General features: G+C 70.2%; 18 protein-coding genes and 1 tRNA gene. 4 read left to right on the plus strand and 15 right to left on the minus strand.

Features of this window, described 5'->3' with window-relative positions; genetic code table 11:
- Positions 1-167: 167 nt before the first annotated feature.
- From KVY00_RS05930 to secA, 3 genes are all read right to left on the minus strand, one after another.
- Positions 168-243: transfer RNA gene (locus tag KVY00_RS05930), tRNA-Thr, on the minus strand.
- A 35-nt stretch (positions 244-278) separates the two neighbouring features.
- Positions 279-1,253 carry a DsbA family protein gene (locus KVY00_RS05935; protein WP_223044775.1) on the minus strand — a complete coding sequence of 325 codons (975 nt, stop codon included), beginning with the start codon at positions 1,251-1,253 and terminating at the stop codon, positions 279-281.
- Positions 1,254-1,320: 67 nt separating this feature from the next.
- Positions 1,321-4,107: a preprotein translocase subunit SecA gene (secA, locus tag KVY00_RS05940; protein WP_223044776.1), complete on the minus strand. Its 2,787-nt coding sequence runs from the start codon at positions 4,105-4,107 to the stop codon at positions 1,321-1,323.
- A 132-nt stretch (positions 4,108-4,239) separates the two neighbouring features.
- Between secA and KVY00_RS05945 the strand changes: the two genes are divergently transcribed.
- Positions 4,240-4,974: a polyprenol monophosphomannose synthase gene (locus tag KVY00_RS05945; protein ID WP_223044777.1), complete on the plus strand. Its 735-nt coding sequence runs from the start codon at positions 4,240-4,242 to the stop codon at positions 4,972-4,974.
- A gap of 103 nt (positions 4,975-5,077) precedes the next feature.
- Here the strand turns inward: KVY00_RS05945 and hpf are convergent, their stop codons facing one another.
- The 11 genes from hpf to truB form a co-directional block, all read right to left on the minus strand.
- Positions 5,078-5,710, minus strand: a complete 633-nt coding sequence (hpf, locus tag KVY00_RS05950; RefSeq protein WP_223044778.1) for a ribosome hibernation-promoting factor, HPF/YfiA family — start codon at positions 5,708-5,710, stop codon at positions 5,078-5,080.
- A gap of 18 nt (positions 5,711-5,728) precedes the next feature.
- Positions 5,729-6,511, minus strand: coding sequence for a ComF family protein (locus KVY00_RS05955; RefSeq protein WP_223044779.1), 783 nt, complete (start codon positions 6,509-6,511; stop codon positions 5,729-5,731).
- 118 nt (positions 6,512-6,629) lie between these two features.
- A complete protein-coding gene (locus tag KVY00_RS05960; protein ID WP_223044780.1) occupies positions 6,630-8,330 on the minus strand; it encodes a GerMN domain-containing protein in 1,701 nt (566 codons plus the stop codon).
- Positions 8,327-10,051, minus strand: coding sequence for an MtrAB system histidine kinase MtrB (gene mtrB, locus KVY00_RS05965; RefSeq protein WP_223044781.1), 1,725 nt, complete (start codon positions 10,049-10,051; stop codon positions 8,327-8,329). Before mtrB ends, KVY00_RS05960 begins: the two co-directional genes overlap by 4 nt.
- An 8-nt stretch (positions 10,052-10,059) precedes the next feature.
- Positions 10,060-10,743, minus strand: coding sequence for an MtrAB system response regulator MtrA (mtrA, locus tag KVY00_RS05970; protein WP_305069218.1), 684 nt, complete (start codon positions 10,741-10,743; stop codon positions 10,060-10,062).
- 57 nt (positions 10,744-10,800) lie between these two features.
- Positions 10,801-11,238, minus strand: coding sequence for a hypothetical protein (locus KVY00_RS05975; RefSeq protein WP_223044783.1), 438 nt, complete (start codon positions 11,236-11,238; stop codon positions 10,801-10,803).
- A gap of 61 nt (positions 11,239-11,299) precedes the next feature.
- Positions 11,300-12,697, minus strand: a complete 1,398-nt coding sequence (locus KVY00_RS05980) for a DUF5719 family protein (protein ID WP_223044784.1) — start codon at positions 12,695-12,697, stop codon at positions 11,300-11,302.
- Complete coding sequence (locus tag KVY00_RS05985) at positions 12,694-15,900, minus strand: glycosyltransferase (protein WP_223044785.1); 3,207 nt, start codon at positions 15,898-15,900, stop codon at positions 12,694-12,696. Before KVY00_RS05985 ends, KVY00_RS05980 begins: the two co-directional genes overlap by 4 nt.
- A 77-nt stretch (positions 15,901-15,977) precedes the next feature.
- Positions 15,978-16,196, minus strand: coding sequence for a WhiB family transcriptional regulator (locus KVY00_RS05990; protein WP_255572847.1), 219 nt, complete (start codon positions 16,194-16,196; stop codon positions 15,978-15,980).
- Between the two features lie 264 nt (positions 16,197-16,460).
- A complete protein-coding gene (locus KVY00_RS05995; RefSeq protein WP_223044787.1) occupies positions 16,461-16,817 on the minus strand; it encodes a hypothetical protein in 357 nt (118 codons plus the stop codon).
- Positions 16,814-17,800, minus strand: a complete 987-nt coding sequence (gene truB, locus KVY00_RS06000) for a tRNA pseudouridine(55) synthase TruB (protein WP_255572791.1) — start codon at positions 17,798-17,800, stop codon at positions 16,814-16,816. The genes KVY00_RS05995 and truB overlap by 4 nt, the downstream gene beginning before the upstream one ends.
- 299 nt (positions 17,801-18,099) lie before the next feature.
- On the opposite strand from truB, the gene KVY00_RS06005 reads away from it, so the two are divergent.
- Positions 18,100-18,984, plus strand: a complete 885-nt coding sequence (locus KVY00_RS06005) for an HhH-GPD family protein (protein WP_223044788.1) — start codon at positions 18,100-18,102, stop codon at positions 18,982-18,984.
- Positions 18,985-19,057: 73 nt separating this feature from the next.
- Here KVY00_RS06005 and rbfA read toward each other — a convergent pair whose 3' ends face one another.
- Positions 19,058-19,492 carry a 30S ribosome-binding factor RbfA gene (gene rbfA / locus KVY00_RS06010; RefSeq protein ID WP_223044789.1) on the minus strand — a complete coding sequence of 145 codons (435 nt, stop codon included), beginning with the start codon at positions 19,490-19,492 and terminating at the stop codon, positions 19,058-19,060.
- A 195-nt stretch (positions 19,493-19,687) separates the two neighbouring features.
- On the opposite strand from rbfA, the gene KVY00_RS06015 reads away from it, so the two are divergent.
- Positions 19,688-20,131, plus strand: coding sequence for a helix-turn-helix transcriptional regulator (locus KVY00_RS06015; protein ID WP_223044790.1), 444 nt, complete (start codon positions 19,688-19,690; stop codon positions 20,129-20,131).
- 10 nt (positions 20,132-20,141) lie between these two features.
- Entirely contained in the window at positions 20,142-20,552 is a 411-nt protein-coding gene (locus KVY00_RS06020; RefSeq protein ID WP_223044791.1) for a VOC family protein, read from the plus strand.
- The last annotated feature ends 106 nt before the right edge of the window (positions 20,553-20,658 follow it).

A 20,658-nucleotide genomic window follows, 5' to 3' on the forward strand; every position in this document is an offset into this window, starting at 1 on the left:
AAGCCGGTGGAGCTCGCGACACCGGTGTCGGTTCGCAGGCCGCCAGGCGGCGACACGCAAAAGGCCCCGCGGAGCGGGGCCAGCGTGGAGCCCGGCCCTCGCTTCGCTCCGTGGCCGGCGCCTGTGGGCGCCGCGGCTCTGCGACGAAACGCTGCCGCGTTTCTTACTGGAGCCGCCTGTCGGACTCGAACCGACCACCTGCAGTTTACAAGGCTGCTGCTCTACCAGATGAGCTAAGGCGGCGAAACGGGGCGGTGCCGAGCACCGCCCCGATCAGCTTACTCCGACTCCCCCTCATCAGCGGAATCGCCGGAAGCATCGGCCGAATCGGCCTTGGCCGCGCTCTTCTCAACCTCGCTCTTCACCTTGAGCAGGTACGACTCGAGGTCGCCGTCGCGAGCCTGGTTCCACTGCTGACCGTTGACGATGACGGTCGGCGTGCTCACGAGGCGCTGGGGCTCGCCCGCGGGCTGCAGCTCAGTGCCGTTCGAGTCGAAGAGCTGGGCGCCCTTGGCGAGGCCCTGCACGCCGTTCTCGCTCACCGCTTTGTAGTTGGCGGCGATGAAGCTGCCGAAGCGCACGTCTTTCACGCACTGCCGCAGTTCGGTGGTGAGCTCCGCACCGGCGGCCTCCGCCTGCTCGAGCAGTTGATCGTCCGTGAGACCGGCCGTGCGCTCCGCGGGCTGGACGTCGGCGCTCAGCAGGGTGTTGTGCAGCTTGAATGCGACGTCGGGCTGCTGCTCCACGACGCAGCTGAAGAGGTTGGCCGCACGCGTGGAGTACTTGGTGCCGAGCGACGCACTGTCGAGGAAGTTCAGCGGATAGACCTGCAGGTTCACGTCTCCGCTGCCGACGTAGTTCTCGAGCATGGTGCCGTACTGCTGCTCGAACGCGCCGCACGCGGGGCACATGTAGTCGACGTAGGTGGTGACGTCGAGCGGCAGCTGCTTGCGGTCGACCTCGGGCGCCTCGCGATCCTCGCCCGACTGCAGTGCGGGAGTCTCGACGACCTTGAGGTCCTTCGTGAACACGACGCCGCCCGACGCCATGTTCTCGGGGCCGGGGCCTGCCGGCTTCATCGTCTGCGTGAGGATCAGGGCGACGACGGCGAGGATCGCCAGCACGCCGAGCACGATGCCTCCCTGCAGCAGGAATCGGCCGCGCTTCTCGCGGCGCTTCTCCGCTTCGCGGGCGAGGCGCGCCTGCTCGCGTGCGCGCTCGCGGCGCTCGTTCTTGGTGAGTTTCTCTGACATGGCTCTCTCCACGGGGCCGGGGACCGGCGGTCGGGTTCTTAGCTGGCGATGACGCGCTGCCGCGCCGCTACTTCTTCTTGTTGGCTCGACGCTCGGCCCGGTTGCCGGAGGCGGCGTCACCGGGCACCTGCTGGCCGAATGCGCCGCGCTGAGCGGGCTGCTGCGCCTGGGCTCCGGCCTGCTTCTTGCCGCGGCCCGCGCCGCGCGTGCGCGGTGCGGTGCTGTCGGTCTCGTCCTGAGCACCGCTCACCGCGGGAGCGCCGTCCTCGTCGGGGGCGGTGTAGCTGAGCTTGGACTGATCCGGGGTCTGCTGATCCTCGAGGCCGCCACCCTCGAGGTGCACGTGGTCCTGCGGCCCCTCTGCCGGGCGCACCTTCACCTCGAGGTTGTAGAGCAGCCCCATGGACTCCTCCTTGATCTGCCCCATCATGCCCTCGAACATCGTGAAGCCCTCGCGCTGGTACTCGACCAGCGGGTCGCGCTGCGCCATCGCGCGCAGCCCGATGCCCTCCTTGAGGTACTCCATCTCGTAGAGGTGATCGCGCCAGCGACGGTCGATGGTGGCGAGCACCACGCGGCGCTCGAGTTCGCGCATGGCCTCCTCGCCGAGCTCCTCCTCGCGCTTGCGGTAGGCGACCTCGGCGTCGGAGAGGATCTCCCGGCGCAGGAACGCCTTGTCGACGCGGGTGCCCCCCGCTTCCGCGACGAGTTCGTCGATGGTGATGCCGATCGGGTAGACCTGCTTGAGATCGCTCCACAGCGCGTCGAAGTCCCACTCGCCGTCGAGGCCGTGAGAATCGAGGATCGCGTCGATCGTCTGCTCGCGGAAGGAGTCGATGCGGGATTCGATCTCTTCGCCGTCGAGGATCTGCTGACGGTCGCCGTAGATCGCCTTGCGCTGGCGATCCAGCACGTCGTCGTACTTCAGCACGTTCTTGCGGATCTCGGCGTTGCGCTGCTCGACCTGGCTCTGCGCGCTCTGAATGGCCCGCGTGACGACCTTCGACTCGATCGCCAGATCGTCGGGGAAGCTGTCGCGGTTCATGAGCGCCGCGGCGGCGCCCGAGTTGAAGAGGCGCATCAGGTCATCGGCGAGCGACAGGTAGAAGCGGCTCTCGCCGGGGTCCCCCTGACGGCCCGAGCGGCCGCGCAGCTGGTTGTCGATGCGACGCGACTCGTGGCGCTCGGTGCCGAGCACGTAGAGGCCTCCGACTGCGACGACCTTCTCAGCCTCCTCGGCGACGGTGCGCTTGACGGCCTCGAAGACGTCGTCCCACGCGGCCTCGTAGGCCTCGGGATCGTCTTCCGTGGAGAGGCCGCGCGCGGCCATCTCCTGCACTGCGAGGAACTCGGCGTTGCCGCCGAGCATGATGTCGGTACCGCGGCCGGCCATGTTCGTAGCGACGGTGACGGCGCCGAGACGACCGGCCTGCGCGATGATCGCGGCCTCGCGCGCGTGGTTCTTGGCATTCAGCACCTCGTGGCGCACGCCCTTCTTGGCAAGCAGGCGCGACAGGTACTCGCTCTTCTCGACGCTCGTGGTGCCGACGAGCACGGGCTGACCCTTCTCGTGGCGCTCGGCGATGTCTTCGACGGCCTGCTTGAACTTCGCCTCCTCGTTCTTGTAGACGAGGTCGGGCTGGTCCTTGCGCTGCATGGGCTTGTTGGTGGGGATCGGCACCACACCCAGCTTGTAGGTCGACATGAACTCGCCGGCCTCGGTCTCGGCCGTACCGGTCATGCCCGAGAGCTTCTCGTAGAGGCGGAAGTAGTTCTGCAGGGTCACGGTCGCGAGCATCTGGTTCTCGGCCTTGACCTGCACCCCCTCCTTGGCCTCGATCGCCTGGTGCATGCCCTCGTTGTAGCGGCGACCGGCGAGGATGCGGCCGGTGTGCTCGTCGACGATCAGCACCTCGCCGTTCAGCACGACGTAGTCCTTGTCGCGGGTGAAGAGCGCCTTCGCCTTGATCGAGTTGTTGAGGAAGGAGATCAGGGGGGTGTTCACCGACTCGTAGAGGTTGGTGATGCCGAGGTGATCCTCGACCTTCTCGATGCCCGGCTCGAGCACGCCGATCGTGCGCTTCTTCTCGTCGACCTCGTAGTCCACGCCCGGTTCGAGCTTGCGCGCGATGCGCGCGAACTCGGCGAACCAGCGGTTCGCCTCGCCCGAGGAGGGGCCGGAGATGATGAGCGGGGTGCGGGCCTCGTCGATGAGGATCGAGTCGACCTCGTCGATGATCGCGAAGAAGTGACCGCGCTGCACGCGCTCCGCCGAGCTCGACGCCATGTTGTCGCGCAGATAGTCGAAGCCGAACTCGTTGTTCGTGCCGTAGGTGATGTCGGCGTTGTACTGCTCGCGGCGAGTGGCGGGATCCTGCCCCGCGACGATGCAGCCGGTGGTCATGCCGAGCGCCCGGAAGACTCGGCCCATGAGCTCGCTCTGGTAGGTGGCGAGGTAGTCGTTGACCGTGACGATGTGCACGCCCTTGCCCGCGAGGGCGTTGAGGTAGGCGGGCATGGTGGCGACGAGGGTCTTGCCCTCACCGGTCTTCATCTCGGAGATGTTGCCGAGGTGCAGGTTGGCGCCGCCCATGACCTGCACGTCGAACGGGCGCAGGCCGATGGTGCGCTTCGCGGCTTCGCGAACCGCGGCGAAGGCCTCGGGCAGCAGATCGTCGAGGCTCTCGCCCTTCTCGAGGCGAGCACGGAACTCGACGGTCTCCCCGCGCAGTTCTTCGTCGCTGAGGTCGGCGAAGGAGCTCTCGAGATCGGCGACCGTCTTCGCCAATCGCTGGAGCTTCTTCAGAGTACGACCTTCGCCGACGCGAAGGAGCTTTTCGAGAACTGTCGCCACGTTGTGTCTCCTGTAAGGTTCTGCAGAGTGGGCCGCTTTGCGCCCTCACCGCCGTTGCCGAATTGTGACAACTCCTCAGCTTAGCAAGGCGAAACCCGGTGCCGGCTGGGGAGTTGCCCGAATGGAGGTCCAGTGGGCGAACCCTCGCGCGAGGTGCTCGTGGTCCTGCCCACCTACAACGAGCGCGCGACGCTGCCCGATGTGCTCTCCCAGCTGCTGCGGGCGGTGCCGGAGGCGCACGTGCTCGTGGTCGACGACCGCAGCCCCGACGGCACGGGACTGCTCGCGGATCGCCTCTCCGAGGCCGACCCCCGTATTCGGGTGCATCACCGCGCGGGGAAGCTCGGTCTCGGCACCGCGTACATCGCCGGGTTCCGCGTCGGGATCGCTGAGGGGTATCGGCTGATCGTCGAGATGGACGCCGACGGCTCTCACCTCCCGGAGGAGCTGCCGGGCCTGCTCGATGCAGCGCGGGAGTGCGGGGGCGCGGCGATCGGTGCGCGCTGGATCGCCGGCGGGCGGATCGTCGGTTGGCCGCGCTATCGGCGCTGGATCTCTCGCACCGGCACGCGTGTGGCGAGGATCGCGCTGCGTTCGGAGCTGCACGACCTCACGAGCGGATTCCGAGCGATCGAGGCGTCTTGGTTGACGCGGCTGGATCTCGACTCGCTCGATTCCGAGGGCTACGGCTTCCAGGTGGAGACCGCGTGCGAACTGGAGCGGCTGGGCTGCCCCGTCGTCGAGGTGCCCATCACCTTCGTCGAGCGAACCGGGGGCCGCTCGAAGATGACGGGCGGGATCGTGCTCGAAGCGCTCTGGAACGTGCTGCGCCGCGGTTGGAGGCTGCGCTTCGGCGGAATGAACTGAGCCTGCCGCCCCTCGACGGATTCGGGGGACGGCAGGCTCAGGCGACGAGGGCCCAGGGAGCGACGCATTCAGGGGACGACGCTCTCACCGGGCATCGGCCTCGCTACTCCTCGGTGAGCGAGATCACGCCGTAGTTCCACCCCTTGCGGCGGTAGACCACGCTGGGGCGACCGGTGCCGGCCTCCACGAACAGGAAGAAGTCGTGGCCGACGAGCTCCATCTGATCCACCGCGTCCTCGACCGAGAGCCGCTCGGCGGGGAACTCCTTGCTTCGGATCACGACGGGCGAGTACTGCTCTTCGCCGCCCTCCTGCTCGGGAAGGGGGATGCTGCCGGTCGCGACCGCATCGATCACCTCGGCGGGAGCCGGTGTGACGTCGATCTCGGAGAAGTCATGGGCTGCGGCATCGGCGAGCGAGAGCCGGCCGCGACCGCGGCGGTCGTGACGCTTGTCCTTCATGCGGCGGATGCGCTCGAGCACCCGACCGTAGGCCATGTCGAAGGCCGAGTACTTGTCTCCGCCGGCGGATTCGGCGCGGATCACGGGCCCGGGGCCGATGAGCGTGATCTCCACGAGATCGCCGTGCTTGGGGCTTCGGTCGCTCTGCCTAGAGACCTTCACCTCGAGCGCCTGCGCCCGCGGCAACAGGCCCGACACCTTCTCGGTCTTCGATTCGACGTAGTTCTCGAAGCGGTCAGTGATCCCGACGTTCTTGCCGCGGATGTTCACGTCCATGGTGACCTCCCAAGTGACTCAGGCGGGTGGGCCTCTGTGGCGCACCGTTACGCCTTTCCCGAACTCTACTGCACTCGGGGTTTTGGGTGCCACCTCGTCGTGCGACGCATGCGCACCGCGCGTGTCCCGGCGGCGCGCATGACAGAGCGCCACGACGGCGACCACCCGCCCGCCCGCCGCCTCGAGTGCTTCTCGGCAGGCCAGCGCGGTTGCGCCGGTGGTGATCACGTCGTCCACCAGGATGATCTCCCGCCCTCGCAGCACCGCGCGCCTAGCGCGTCTCACGGCGACCCGCCTCGCGTTCTCCGCGCGGTCCGCGACGCTGAGGCCGACCTGGCCTCGCCGCCCGCGGCCGGCCCGCAGCGCGGCGACGCGCAGCACGCGGATCCCCTGCCCGCGCAGAGCCGCGGTCACCAGCAGGTCCACATGCCGATAGCCTCGGCGACGCTCTGAGGAGCGACGCGACGGCGCCGTGACGACGACGGGAGCCGCGGGGCCCCGACAGCGGGCGAGCGCCTCGCGCAACGGGGTTCGCAGCTGCGCGCCCAGCTCGCGGCCGAGCCCCACCCGGCCGCCGTGCTTGAAGGCGACGAGCGCCGCGCGCAGCGGGCCGTCGTAGACGCCCCTCGCGAAGCAGAGCACTCCGATATCGGGCTGCAGCGGCTCGGATGGACGCCGCAGTTCGACCAGGCAGGGCAGGCAGCAATCGCGGTCGGCTTCGCCGCAGCTCACGCATGCCGTCGGCCAGAGCAGCGCCAGGAGATCGAGGAGGGTCTCGGTGACTTTCGCGATGAGGGACATACTCAGATCCTGCATCCCGCGGGCGCCTCCGTCGGGCTCCCGGGGCGAATCTGTGGAGAAGACGGCGGGATCCCCATGATCTCCCTCGTTGTGAGCGAAGTCCCCCCGTTTCGCCCCGCTACCCGCGTTTCGCGAGCAGGTCCACGTCCACGGCCGAGCGCTGCCACCCGCCTGCCTGCGCCGAGAAGAGGTCGCCCTTCTCGCCGAGGACCCGCATCTGCGTGCCTCCGCCGCCGCCCGAGACGCGGGAGGCGCCCGGCACCGATCCGCCCTGCTCCCCGCTGAGCTTGCCCGGTCCTCCGAGCGTCACCTTGCCCGCGCCGTCGACCCTGGTCAGCGCCACGAGGTTCTGCTGGCCGACCCAGTCGAGATCGACGGGGTCCCCGGGCGCCCACATCTGGATGTCGGCCTCCTCGGTCGTCGCCACGGGCACGCCGTTCTCATCGCGTATCACCCCCGCTACGAGCACCTGCGAGCCGGTCTCCCCCGGTACGAGGGCCGCGATCCTCGCCCCCTCGGGCGATATCCTCACCGCCGCCGGACTCCTCCCGGCCAGCCACGGAGCGGGTACGGAGATCGACGAGCCGTCGGGCCCCCAGACCTGCAGCTGCTGCGCCGTCGCAGGCTGAACCGTCCACACGTAGTCGAACACGTCGACGCTCGGCTCGAGCAGCCCGTCGCGAGCGTCGACGAGCACCTGTCCGGAGTCGTCGATGCGCGTCACTCCCTCGTCGTTCAGCACGGCGGCCACCCCGCCGTCGAGGGAGAGGGACACCGCCTCGGGATGGAAGTCGGCGAGGGTGCCGGCGAAGCCCGTCGCCGGTTTGAATCCCCCGGCGATCAGCGACCCGAACCTGCCGCCCCTCAGCACGGCGGGCTCATACACCTCGGTGAGCACGTGCGGCCCCTCGTCGTCATCCGGCACCTGCGCCTGCGCGCCGTCCACGTACAGGTCGACCCCGTTGACATCCGCCGCCGTCTGCAGGCTCATCCGCAGCTGCTGATAGGCCTCGGCGAGACCCGCTTGACCGCCCTGCAGCAGAGCCCCGCTGAGATCCACTCGCACGCGGCCGTCGTCGACGGGCACCGTGTTCGAGACGAGCGTCGTTCCCGACGGGAATCCGCTGTGCACCGACTCGCGCAGCCGCTCCGACGGGCCCTCGAGCAGCGTGCGCACGATGGCGGTCGGCAGCGATGCCCGGTTGAGGAACCACCGGGTATCGGGCACGAGCATATCGCCGGGGCCCACGAAGTACAGCTGCCTGGCCGACCACGTGGAGGTGAACGTGGTGCTGTCGAGGATGATGCCGGCGGGAGCCGAGGCGATCCGCCATTCCCCCTCGACCCGGGTGAACTCGAAGCGCATATCAGTGGACGGACCGGGCTGCACCGGCAGCATGACCCCGCGCGAATCGACCTTCGCGACCGCCGAGAGCGACAGGATCCCCGCGGTCTCGCCCTCCTCCTGGTACGGCCTGCTGCCGTCGTCGATGAGCACACCGAAGTGCGGATCCCACTGCTCCGCGTACTCCGGGGCGAGGAACTCCCGCGCCACGGCGTAGTCGTCGGATCCCGACGAAGCCGCCTCGACGAACCCGCGCACGACATCCTTCTGGCTCGCACCGGGCGACGGACCCACCGGGATGTTCTGCCAGGGCTGATCCGCCTGTCTCAGATCCGTGAGCCCGGTCTGCACCGGCCCCGACGACGGGATCGCCGCGCAACCGCTCAGCAGCAGGGCCGCCGCGGTCAGCGCGACCGCCGGACGGGTCGCCCTCCGGCCGCCGCGCCCGCGCGCTCCGTTCCTCCGCTCGCTCATCGTCTGCCCCTTCGAATACGCCTGCCCGGTCGGCGCAGCCAGCCACCGGTCTTCTGCGGGTCGCCCGCCTCGGGCTCGACGTCATCGGGAACGAGCGGCAGCGGCGACATGAAGCTCTCGATCGCTTCCCCCCTCGGCAGGGTGAGCCGGAAGTTGGATCCCTCGCCGGGCCGCGACCAGACCTCCAGGATGCCGCCGTGCACAGCGGCGTCCTCCTGCGCGATCGCGAGTCCGAGCCCCGTGCCGCCGAGCGTGCGCTTGCGAGAGGGATCCGCGCGCCAGAAGCGGTCGAAGACGTGCTCGACGTCTTCAGGCTTCATGCCGACGCCCCAGTCGCGCACCGCGACCGATATGGCTGCGGCGTTGGAGTCGATGGTCACCACGATCGGCTGCCCCTCGCCGTGCTCGATCGCGTTGCCGACGAGGTTCGAGACGATGCGACGGATCCGACGGGCATCGACGTCGACCGGTGCGTACCCTCCGAGGGGGCGCACCTCGATGAGGCTCTCCGAGAGCGGTTGCAGGCCGTCGACGACCTCGTGCACGAGCGAGACGAGATTCGTGGGCTCGGTGTCGAGGGTGACCCTGCCCGCGTCGTAGCGGGAGATCTCGAGCAGGTCGCCGAGCAGCGATTCGAAGCGCTCCACCTGCGTTCCGAGCACCTCGACGGCGCGCTGCTGGCCCGGCGCGAGCTCCTCCGAGCTGCCCTGCAGCACCTCGCTCGCGAGCCTGATCGTGGTGAGGGGGGTGCGCAGCTCGTGCGAGACGTCCGAGACGAAGCGCTGCTGCATCTCCGAGAGGAGGTCGAGCTCGTGGATGCGGGCCTGCAGCGTGTCGGCCATGTCGTTGAAGCCCTCGGAGAGCGCGTCGAAGTGCTCGTCGTTCTGCGAGGGCATGCGGGCGTCGTTCTCGCCCCCCGCCAGTCGCCGGCTGGTATCGGCGGCGGCGCGGATCGGGCGGAATACGATGCGCGACATGATCCACACGAGGATGCCGATGAACGCCATCATCGCGGCCGCGGTGATCAGCAGGGTGCGCTGCACGAAGCTCAGCGTGTCCTGCGTATCCGCGAGGTTGTATCCGATGAAGAGATCGTAATTGCCCGCGGTACCCGGGAAGACCAGGGTGGAGCCGACGACGATGCCCGGGGGCTGCGAGCCGTCCTCCGTCTGGAACGTCACCGCCTGCCAGTGCTGCGGGGTGTCGCGATCGAGCGCCGCCCGGCTCAGTTCCGTGCTCACCGCGTCCTGCAGCATCACGCTCGTCACACCCGCCTGCGGCGCCACCGGGTCGGCCGGCTGCCCGGCCTGACGGCGCAGGTAGACGAGCTGGCTCGCCGAGGTGTCTTGCACGGTGCGGCGCACGGACAGGGCGAGCTGGCTGAGCCCGCCCCCGTCCGAAGTGTCCCACGCGTCGATCTGCCGCTGCGCCGCGAGCGTGGCGCGCGCCGAATCCTGCAGCGCCTGATCCCGGCGCGACGAGTAGAGGTCGTCGCTGATGCTCGTGAGGATGAACACGCCGGCGATGAGGATCATGAACCCCGTCACCATGCCCGTGATGGTCATGGTACGCAGCATCAACGAGCGCTGCCAGCGCCTGCGGAAGGGGCCGAGCACCGGCTGAGTGAGCCTGATCCAGCTCAGTCGAAGACGTCGCAGCGCGATCCCCGGCCGCGTTCTGCCCCGGTGCGATCGGTCGGGCTGCGATCGGCTGGTGGGCACGGGAGCTCCTACTCGACGGGCGCGCCCGCGCGATAGCCGACACCGCGCACGGTCGTGATGATGGTCGGGTGATCGGGATCCTGCTCGACCTTCGCCCGCAGGCGCTGCACGTGCACGTTGACGAGCCTCGTGTCGGCCTTGTACTGGTAGCCCCACACCTTCTCGAGCAGCACCTCGCGGGTGAACACCTGCTGGGGCTTGCGGGCGAGGATCACCAGCAGGTCGAACTCGAGCGGCGTGAGCGGGATCGACTGCGATCCCCGCCGCACCTCGTGCGCGGAGACGTCGATCGTGAGGTCGCCGATGCGGAGGGTCTCGGCCGCATCCTGCTGCGGGTCTCGCAGGCGGGCGCGGATCCTCGCGATCAGCTCAGCCGGGTTGAACGGCTTGACCACGTAGTCGTCGGCCCCGGCTTCGAGGCCGCGCACCACGTCGCGCGTGTCGGTGCGGGCCGTGAGCATGATGATGGGGGTGCCCGAGTCCGCCCGGATCCGCTCGGCGACCTCGATGCCGTCGAGCCCCGGCAGCATCACGTCGAGCAGTACCAGGTCGGGCCGCATCTCGCGGAACTTCTCGACCGCCTCGGCACCGTCGACCGAAAACTCCGTGACGAATCCCTCGCCCTGCAGCACCATGCCGAGCATCTCGGCGAGTGCCCTGTCATCGTCAACCACCAGGATGCGCGCGCTCATATTCTCCATTATGGTCGCTTCCGCTGGGGCACGGTGGATTGAAACGACACTTGCGGATCAATAGTGCTCGAAGCGGCCCGGCAGCAGCTCCCACGGCTCGCGCCCGAGGTACTCGCACACCGCCAGGTAGACGCAGTGCTCGACGAAATAGCGGCGGTGCTCCTCGTCATCGACGTGCAGGCCGCGTGCGCGCTGGATGGGCATGCGGAACATCATGATCGTGCGCGCCTGCCTGTCGATCGAGTAGAAGAGCGGGAGACGGCTCTCCCCTCGCCCGGAGGGCGCCGTCTGGAAGCCGATCTGGACGTTGCGCAGTTCGTCCGGGAAGTGCGACTGCAGCAGTTCGACCGCACCCCTGGCGTAGATCTCGAAGCGCAGCACCCTGGCGTTCGGGTCGGGCAGCCCCGGCCCCGTGAGCGAGGACCGCATGGGCCGCCGGCCGTGCCGTCGATTCGCCCGCGCTGGGGCTGTGGGCTTGCGCTCGCGACGGAACATGCGTCCAGTCTACGCGGGCGCCGCCGGCCGAGCCTCGACCGGCTCAGCCGGAGCATCGTCCCTACCGCGTGTAGACCGTGATCTCCCCGTCGCGCGGATCGGGGGCCAGGATCGGGTAGCCGGCCACCGCGCCGTCGCGCACGTACCGCACGCCGGCGTGGACCGGAGCCGAACTGGTGATCACCGCGTTCTGGGGGGCGCGCACGACGGCAGCCGCTCCAGCCTCGATGGTCTGCTCGTGCGGTTCGCCCTTGCCGTCGGCGCTCTCGACCGTTACCCGGGCCTCTTCCCCGCCGGGGTTCACCACGATCAGCTCGCCGCCGCCGACCACCGCCGCCGCCGCGGGGATGTCGGCCGTCGTCGCGGGAGCCGGGGCGAACCACTCGTAGTCGTGGCCGTCGCTGTCGGTCACCGAGCCGAGCGCTCCGGCGATGATCGGCACGTCCGCCTCGACGATCACGGCCTGTGCGTCCTCCGGCCACCGGGGTATCGACAGCTCGCCGACAGCGGAGGCGGCGAGCTCGATGTCGCCCAGGTCGGTGCTCTTCCCGTGCTCGTCTACGGCCCGCACGTGGGCGCTAGCCTCCTCGCCCGCCGGCGCGAGTGCTCGGACGACCACCGGGGTGTCGTCGTTCTCCCCCGAGTCGCTCGGGCCGTGCCCGTGGTCACTGCGGTTGAGGACTCCCGGGATCACCAGGGCGGTCGCCGGTTCGACCTGCCGATCGACCGACGACACCGCGAACGGCGAGATCCCCTCCGTCTGACCGACGCCCATGCTGGCCGTGACCGGCGCGCCGGTGCTGACCACGCGCACCGCGAGGCGCTCGCGCTCGGGCGCGTAGCCGTTGAGCGACACGGTCTGGTCGGTGCCGGGCGCGACGAGCACTCCCGCCGTCTGCACGGAGTCGACCGGGCCGGACTCGTCGTAGACGCCGATCAGCACCGTCGCCGGCACCGTGCCCGGATTGCCGAGGCTGAGCGTGGTCGAGACGCCGAGGGAGGTCGCACCGCCGATCAGCCACTGCTCGTTCAGGGGCTCGGCGCACGAACTCGCGACCGCACCGCTCAGACTCTCGGTGCTCACCGCCTGCACCTGAGCGGCGGCCAGCGGCTCGGAGACCGGCGAGGTCAGCACCGCGGGCAGGGAATCGCCGCCCTCGGGGCGTTCGAGATGCGTGTTCTCCGCCGCGGTACCCGAGACGGCCACCGTCGGGGACCCCGTGGGGATCGCCACGGCCGGGCGAGCGGGATCGGCTCCGAGCTCGGAGAAGGGCCCGGCGCAGACGAGGCTGCGCGCCGTGTTCTGCGTGCTGTCGACGGTCACCGCGATCGGCTCCTGCTCGACGGCGGGCAGCTCGGTCTGGCCCAGCAGCACCACGGCCGCGGCGCACACGCCGACTACGGCGAGGCCCGTCGCGGCGCGGGCTCCGCCGCGCAGCGCACTGGAACGCTTGCTCATCGCTCGCCTCCGTTCTCGGGGTGCTCGGCCCGGGTGCTCTCGTCGGGAGCGTCGGGGTTCTCGGGAGCGTCCGGGGTTTCGCTCGCGGCCTCGGGATCAGGATCGTCGCCGGCGGTCTCGGGATCGGGATCCTCGATCGCAGCCCCGGAGTCAGGATCGTCGCCGGTCGGCTCCACGACTGGCCCGCCGTCGGCGAGCTCGGGCTCCGGTCCGGTCTCCGGATCCTCCGCGACGGGCGCGGCATCGACGATCGCCGCCTCCGCCGCATCCTGCGCTTCCGGCGTGTCCGTATCTTCCGGCGCCTCCGTATCCTCCGGCGCGTCCGTCTGGTCCTCCGGCGCGTCCGCGACGAGTTCCTGTGACGGGACCGTGGCTGCACCCGCGACCGCACCCGATGCGACCCTGGCACGCGCCTTCTTCGCGGCCCGACGGTTCGGCCGCTTCCTCCGCTCGGGCCGGTAGGTCACCTCGCCGGTCGGCAGCGCGAGCAGCAGCACGCCGAGCAGCACGACCAGCTGGATCCCCCAGATCGTCTGACCCGTCAGCGAGGTGCCGCCGACCCGGGTCGCCGCATCGCCCTCGGGCTCCGTGATCGTCTCGGGATCGACGACTCGCCACAGCAGCCCCTGCTCCGTGAGCCCCGCGCTCGCCAGGGACGCGTGCTGATCGAACACGCGCTGCAGCTCCGCGCGTTCGAGATCGCTGCCGCCCTCGACGAGCAGCACGAAGCCGATCCCCTCGGCCTGCAGGTCCTCGCGGATATCCGGGCCGCCGACGCTCGCGAGGCCGCCGACCAGGGCGGCGAGGCGCTGGTCCTCCGCCGTCTCGTGGGGCGAGCCGAGCGCCGAGCGAATGCGATCCAGACGCAGTCCGCTGCCCGTCACCAGTTCGGCCCGCACGCTGTGCGCGGCCTCGGGCGTGAGCACGAGCGTGCGGACGCCGGGGTCGCTCTCGCCCGCGGCCTGCACGAGTGCCGGCATCTGCGCGCTGGCTGGAACGAACGGCACACGATTGAGCAGCAGGTTTCCTGCGACCGGAACGACCGCGATCAGCGCCGCGGTGAGGCCCACCGCGACCACGGGGGCCGCGCCGCGCTGCAGCGTGGTCGCTCCCACCGCCGCGAGGCTCAGCACCGCGATCCAGTACACCGCGAGACCTGACCCGGTCCACACCGCGACGCTCTGATCCCCGGTCACCGCGAGGTGGAGCTGCGCGGCGAGGATCGCGGTGGCCATGCCGAGCCCGCCGAGCACCGCGTTCAGCAGCGTGACGGCCACCCGCCCGGTGAAGAGTCCGAGCAGGGCCAGCAGCGCGATCGGGGCCATGAGCACGCCCACCAGCAGTGTCGCCGGCGGGCCGCCGAGGCCGATCCCCTCGAGAATGCCGCCCCAGCCCTCGAGGCCGAACTCGGGGAAGCCGAGCAGCAGGTGCCAGGTCGTTCCCGCATCGAACGGTGCGACCACACCCGGGTCGCGCAGCAGGTCGAGCGGCCGGCCGTTCGTGAGGGCGTAGACGGCCTTCGGCGCGAACAGCACCGCCGGCATGAGCGCCGTGGTGAGCACGCGCGCAGCCCCCCTGAGCGTGGTGAAGAGGCCCACCACCAGCAGCACGATCGCGGCGGGGATCAGGATCGGCGCGGCCGCGAGCGCCACGGCCGCGAGCAGCGACGCCGTGCCCGCCCAGCTCCACGACTCGCGGCAGCGGGTCGCCGCGAGCAGCAGCCAGGGCAGCACGATCGTGAGCACCAGCGTCGGCAGCCGCCCGGCGTCGAGGGATCCCAGCAGCACCGGGCTCAGGGCGAAGCCGAGGCTCAGCAGCACGCGGGCAGCGCGCGACTCGGTGAGCTGCGCCGCCCAGATCCAGCCCCCGAGCGCCGTGAGCGGGATCGCCGCGATCATGAGCAGCACGAGCGCGTGCGAGGGATTCCAGAACGTCAGCGTGCCGAGCAGCGCCAGCACCCAGGTGAACGGGTCGGCGGGCACCCCGCCGAGCGGGCGGGTATTCCACCACAGCTGGTCGATGGGGCTCAGCGGGGCGAGCCCGCCGCCCGCGAGACTCGTCTGCGGGAACGCCCACCAGGTGAGCGCGATCGCCGCCACGGCCGCCGCGGCCAGCACCGCGAGGCCTCCGCTCGAGATGAAGTGCAGCTCCCTCCGCTGCCGTCCCGATGACGCGAGGATCGCCTCGCGATCGATCATGCGGGCCGTGCGCACGCTCTTCGGGTCGATGCGCAGCTGCCGGATCGCGGGCCATCCCGCCGTGGAGTGCTTGCGGATCCGCCGTCGGGAGGCGATGATCGCGTGAGGCTTGAAGAACACCGTGAAGGCCGCCGCGAACTCGCCGATCATGAATCCCGGTTGCTCGCGGATCAGCGCCCAGAGCACTCGCAGCACGGCGTAGATCGGCAGCCCGAGCCACTCGAAGAAGGCGACGGGGGCCGGCGCGTACGAGATCCGCCGATGCAGCTGCGCGGTGCGCGCCTGCCGGTGCGCGGTGCGCAGTAGGGAGCGACGGCGGTCGATGTGGGGGCCCGCGACGCCGCTCTGGGCGAAGCGCACCCGTGAGGCGGGGGCGACCTCGACCCGGTGCCCGGCCAGCCGGGCGCGCACGCAGAAGTCGAGGCCGTCGTCGTAGATCGGCAGGGCGGGATCGAAGCCTCCGAGCTCGTCCCAGACGTCGCGACGCACGAGCATTCCGACGGGGCCCACACCCAGCACGTCCTGCATGTGGTCGTACTGCTGCTGATCGAGCTCCTGCCGGCGCAGCGTCCACCGCGAGCCGTAGCGGGTGAGGCTCTGGCCGAGCTCGATGATGCGCTCCGGGTGATCCCAGTCGACCAGCTTCGGGCCGGCGACCACCACCGACGGGGCGCGCTGCACACTGCTGAGGATGTGCTCGAGCGCTTCGGGCTCGGGGCAGGCGTCCTCGCTGAGCAGCCAGATCCAATCCTCGATCTCCGGATCGACCGGCACGGTCTGCACCCCGCGGGCGACGGCCTGACCGAACGGGACACGGGAGGAGAGCCCCACGACGCGCGCAGCACCGCTGTTCATGAGCTGCTCGCCGACGCGCTCGGAACCGCCGTTGTTCACCGCGATCACAGCGGCGGGCTGGGCGGTCTGCTCGGCGATGCCGGCGATGGTCTGGTCGAGCCACTCCCCGCCCCGCTGGGCGATCAGGATGGCGGTTACTCTCGTACGCATATCGCGCTCAGTCTAGGCGCGGAACGTGCGCGGCCCCTGGAGCCATGCGGAGGGGATGCGAATCCGCTCGTGAAGTCTCAGCCGGCCTCGCGGCGCAGCCGACGACGCTCGCGCTCGGAGAGACCGCCCCAAATGCCGAAGCGCTCATCGTTCTCGAGCGCGTACTCGAGGCACTCGGATCGGACCTCGCAGCTCTCGCAGATGCGCTTCGCCTCGCGGGTCGATCCGCCCTTCTCCGGGAAGAATGCCTCGGGGTCCGTCTGCGCGCACAGCGCATCCGCCTGCCACGCGAGCATCTCGTCGTCGTTGCGGACTCCCGGCACGCCCAGAAACACCGGGTCTACGAACCAGTTGCCCGGAACGGGGGTTTGCGACTGCTCTGCCAAACGTCGCTCCTTTCCTCGGCTCCGGATGCGCGACTCGCACTGGTACCTGAACAATTACATCGGTGTGATTCGTTCAAGTCAAGCCGGGAAGTCTAAACCCTCAAGTATCCCTGAAGGTTCAAAGACACGCCGGCGTGTCGCAAACGTGTCCCGGACGCACCCCGCGACGCGCGCCTACCCCCAGATCACGAGCATGCGGTACACCATCACCGCGACCGCCAGATGCACGACGCCGAGCACCGCGTTCGCCCACCGGGTGCGATCCACGAGCGCCCAGAAGCCGGCGGCCGGGGGCAGCAGGAAGGCCACGATCAGATACATCCAGAACTCCAGCGGATCCCCCACGGCATGATTCCCCGCGAACGGCGCCGCGATCGAGATGACGATCTGCGCGATCAGCAGCAGCGCGACGAGCAGCGTCGCCCCCATCGTGAAGTCGTCGGGGCCGCGCTTGCGCAGCGCGGCGATGAGGCACAGCACGGCACCGACGAGCGCAACCGCGATCGTCACCACGGCGTACCAGAGGATCATGCCGCCCCCTCCCCCGCCGCGCTGTCCGGGGTCGGGAAGTTCGTCACCACGCGGGTGCGTCCCTTCTTCACCTCGACGAGGCCGACGAGCCGCCCGTCCGGGGCCACGGCCGCCGCGAGCCTCGCATCGGGGTTCGTCGCCGGATCCACCTCGACGCGCTTGCCGTGCCCCAGATCGACCGCCTGCGCCTCCGTGAGCCGCAGCTCGGGGAACAGCGCCGTCGCGACCTCGGCCGGTTCGGCGAGCGCGCCGATCCTGCCCTCCACGAGCGCCTCCGTCGAAATGGCGCCCGCGACACCGAAGGGACCGACGTCCGTTCGACGCAGCGCCGTGAGGTGACCCCCCACCCCCAGCGCCGCACCCAGGTCGCGGGCGAGCGCGCGGATGTAGGTACCCGACGAGCAGCGCACCGTCGCCTCGATATCGATCACCGGATGAGCCCCCTCCTCCGCGACCCCGGGCGTCGGGTCGCCGATCTCGAAGGCGTGGATCGTCACCGGCCGCTTCTTCAGCTCGACCTGCTCGCCCGCGCGCACCCGATCGTAGGCGCGGCGCCCGTCGACCTTGATGGCGCTCACCGCGCTCGGAGCCTGCTCGATGTCGCCCGTGAGCTCGGCGACCGCGGCCGCGATCCGCGCGGGATCCGCCGCGAGCTCCGCGACCGCGGCCGGGTCCGCGACCTCGAGCGTGTCGCCCTCGCGATCGTCCGTGACCGTGGCGATACCGAGGCGGATCGTCGCGGTGTATGTCTTGTCAAGCCCGACCAGGTGGGTGAGCAGACGGGTCGCGGGGCCGGCGCCGAGCACGAGCAGCCCGGTCGCCATCGGGTCGAGCGTTCCGGCGTGCCCCACCTTGCGGGTGCCGAGGGCGCGGCGGCTCTTCGCGACGACGTCGTGGCTGGTCCAGCCCTCCGCTTTGTCGATCAACAGGATCGCTCCCTGCGGCGGGAGCTGTGCGGGCGCGTTCAGGGGATCCTTCGTCACCCGACCAGCCTAGCGATCCGCCCCGCCGCCCCGCCCCCCGCACGCGGTCTCGCCTCCCCGCCGCAGGCCGTCTCACCTCTCCGCCGCAGGCCGTCTCGCCTCTCCCTGCGATTCGGGGTCGGTTTCGTGCGTGTCGCCGATTCGGGGTCGTTTTCGTGCGTGTCACCGATTCGGGGTCAGTTTTGGCCGTGTCGCGCGATGCGACACGGCCAAAACTGACCCCGAATCGGGAGCCGCGGCGGGCGAGGGCGAGCATGGGAAGCGGGCGCGACGACGGGGCGGCTCGCTAGGCTGTGCGGGTGGACACGACAGCGATCGCCCGGGAACTCAACGCCTGGTACCAGCGCGAAGCCCGGGCTCTGCCCTGGCGCGCGGACGATGCGACGCCGTGGGCGATCCTCGTCTCCGAGTTCATGCTGCAGCAGACCCAGGTCGATCGTGTGCTCCCCCGGTGGACCGCCTGGATCGAGCGCTGGCCGGCGCCGTCCGCCCTCGCGGCCGAGGAGCCCGGGGAGGCTGTGCGCGCGTGGGATCGCCTCGGGTACCCGCGCCGCGCCCTCTGGCTGCATCGCGCGGCCGTCGAGATCGCCTCCCGGCACGGGGACCGCGTGCCCTCCGATGTCGAGCACCTGCTCGCCCTCACCGGCATCGGCCCCTACACGGCGCGCGCGGTCGCGGCCTTCGCGTTCGGCGAGCGGCACCCCGTCGTCGACACCAATACCCGCCGCGTCATCGCGCGCCTGGTGCACGGGCAGGCCGCGGCAGGAATGCCCTCCCCGCGCGACCTCGAGGACATGGCGGCACTGCTGCCCGAGGAGCCTCGCGAGGCCGCAGTGTTCAACGCCGCGGCGATGGAGCTGGGCGCGGTCGTCTGCACCGCCCGAGCGCCCCGCTGCGACGCCTGCCCGATCGCGCGTTGGTGCGAGTGGCGCGGGGCGGGCTATCCCGACAATGCCCCTTCGAAGCGGCCGAAGCAGGCGAAGTTCGAGGGCAGCGACCGGCAGGTGCGGGGGCGGATCATGGCGTTGCTGCGCGGCGCCCAGACGCCGGTTTCAGCGGAGGAGGCGCTCGCGGCCGCGGCCGCGGGCGGGGTGCGCGATCCCGAGCAGCCGCGCCGCGCCTACGACTCGCTCATCGCGGACGGGCTTCTCGTGGAGAGCGACGGGCAGGTGCGGCTGCCGTAGGTCCGCGCCGTCGGCCCGCTTCGACAGGCTCGGCGGTGGGAGCAGAGGACAGTGCGGTGCGCTCGGGCCGGGTTCAGCGATCCTCGTCGTCCTCGCGGGGCTTCACGTACGGATCCGCCTCGCCCGCGTACTGCGCGCTCGCAGCCTGCGCCGCCGACTCCTCATCGCGACGCCTCGCCTCGGCGAGCAGATCGTTGAGGTGCTGCGCGCTCTCGGGAAGCTCGTCGTGGATGAACTCCAGCGTCGGGGTGAGCCGGGTGCCCAGCTGCTTGCCGACCTCGGTGCGCAGCATGCCGGTTGCGGCCTTCAGCGCCGCCGCGGAGTCGGCCTGCTCCTGCTCGTCTCCGTACACGGTGTAGAAGATACTCGCGTGCTGCAGATCGCCGGTCACGCGCACATCGGTGATGGTCACGAAACCCAGGCGCGGATCCCGCAGCCCCTTCTCCAGCCTGCGCGCGATGATCTGCTGGATGCGCTCTGCCACCTTGCCGGCCCTCGGATTGCTCATGCTCCAAGCCTACCGCCCCCGAGAGGCCGAAAACGGCTGCGGACGTCGCCTCACTGAGCCCTTTTCGACCGTTCGGAAGCATCCCGGCCCTGCCCGATCCGTCGGAATCGGACGCAGCCTAGCCCGCCCGACCCATCGGAGTCGGAACCGGCCCGATCTCGCCTCGTCAGGCCGAGGATCGGGGATGATGGTCTCGTGAGCAGAAGAAACGACGACGACCAGCGGCTGCGCGACCTCGTACTGCTCCGAAGGGTCCGCGATCGCATCGACCGCGACTACGCGCATCCGCTCGATGTCGAGTCGCTCGCTCGCGGCGTCGGCTTCTCCGCCGGCCACCTCAGCCGCGAGTTCAAGGCGACATACGGAGAGTCACCGTACAGCTACCTCATGACCCGGCGCATCGAGCGCGCCATGACGCTGCTGCGGCGCGGCGACCTCAGCGTCACCGAGGTGTGCTTCGCGGTCGGCTACGGGTCCCTCGGCACCTTCACCACGCGCTTCACCGAGCTCGTGGGTATGTCCCCCGGGCGCTACCGGAGAGAGGGATGCGGGCCCCTCACCGGGCTCCCCGGCATCATCACGATGCGCGCGACGAAACCGGTCAGGAATCGAGAAGTTTCCGGCCACGGCGACGAGTAGCGTGACGGGCATGAAGATCAACATTCACGTCACGTTCCTGCCCCACACCGACCCCGAAGCGTCTCTCGCCTTCTACCGCGATGTGCTCGGATTCGAGGTCCGCAACGATGTCGGATACGAGGATATGCGCTGGATCACGGTCGGTCCGGCGAATCAGCCCGACACCTCCATCGTGCTCACTCCGCCGGCCATCGACCCGGGCCTCACCGACGACGAGCGCCGGGTCGTACGCGAGCTCGTCGCCAAGGGCGCCTACGCCTCAGTCGTGTTCGCCACCGACGAGCTGCAGCAGCTCTTCGAGAAGGTCGAGGCCTCGGGCGTCGACGTGCTGCAGGAGCCCATGGACCAGGACTGGGGCGCGCGGGACTTCGCCTTCCGCGATCCGGCGGGCAACACCGTCCGTGTGCAGCAGCTCGGCTGAGTTCCGGGCCGCCGCGGGGCGGAGCCTCTCCCGGGTAGGAGTTCTCGCTCCACGCGGGAGAGGCTCTCGGCTTCTACCCGCCTGAATCTCGATCCCCTACTTGGGC

Source organism: Leucobacter tenebrionis (assembly GCF_019884725.1).
Lineage (GTDB): Bacteria > Actinomycetota > Actinomycetes > Actinomycetales > Microbacteriaceae > Leucobacter > Leucobacter tenebrionis.

Coding starts and splice junctions, on each gene's coding strand:
- KVY00_RS05985 (WP_223044785.1), bottom strand. CDS start 15,900: ATGCGTACGAGAGTAACCGCCATCCTGATCGCCCAGCGGGGCGGGGAG.
- KVY00_RS05955 (WP_223044779.1), bottom strand. CDS start 6,511: ATGTCCCTCATCGCGAAAGTCACCGAGACCCTCCTCGATCTCCTGGCG.
- KVY00_RS05995 (WP_223044787.1), bottom strand. CDS start 16,817: ATGATCCTCTGGTACGCCGTGGTGACGATCGCGGTTGCGCTCGTCGGT.
- rbfA (WP_223044789.1), bottom strand. CDS start 19,492: ATGAGCAATCCGAGGGCCGGCAAGGTGGCAGAGCGCATCCAGCAGATC.
- hpf (WP_223044778.1), bottom strand. CDS start 5,710: ATGGACGTGAACATCCGCGGCAAGAACGTCGGGATCACTGACCGCTTC.
- mtrA (WP_305069218.1), bottom strand. CDS start 10,743: ATGAGCGCGCGCATCCTGGTGGTTGACGATGACAGGGCACTCGCCGAG.
- KVY00_RS05990 (WP_255572847.1), bottom strand. CDS start 16,196: ATGCTCGCGTGGCAGGCGGATGCGCTGTGCGCGCAGACGGACCCCGAG.
- KVY00_RS05935 (WP_223044775.1), bottom strand. CDS start 1,253: ATGTCAGAGAAACTCACCAAGAACGAGCGCCGCGAGCGCGCACGCGAG.
- KVY00_RS05975 (WP_223044783.1), bottom strand. CDS start 11,238: ATGTTCCGTCGCGAGCGCAAGCCCACAGCCCCAGCGCGGGCGAATCGA.
- KVY00_RS05980 (WP_223044784.1), bottom strand. CDS start 12,697: ATGAGCAAGCGTTCCAGTGCGCTGCGCGGCGGAGCCCGCGCCGCGACG.
- KVY00_RS05960 (WP_223044780.1), bottom strand. CDS start 8,330: ATGAGCGAGCGGAGGAACGGAGCGCGCGGGCGCGGCGGCCGGAGGGCG.
- KVY00_RS06020 (WP_223044791.1), top strand. CDS start 20,142: ATGAAGATCAACATTCACGTCACGTTCCTGCCCCACACCGACCCCGAA.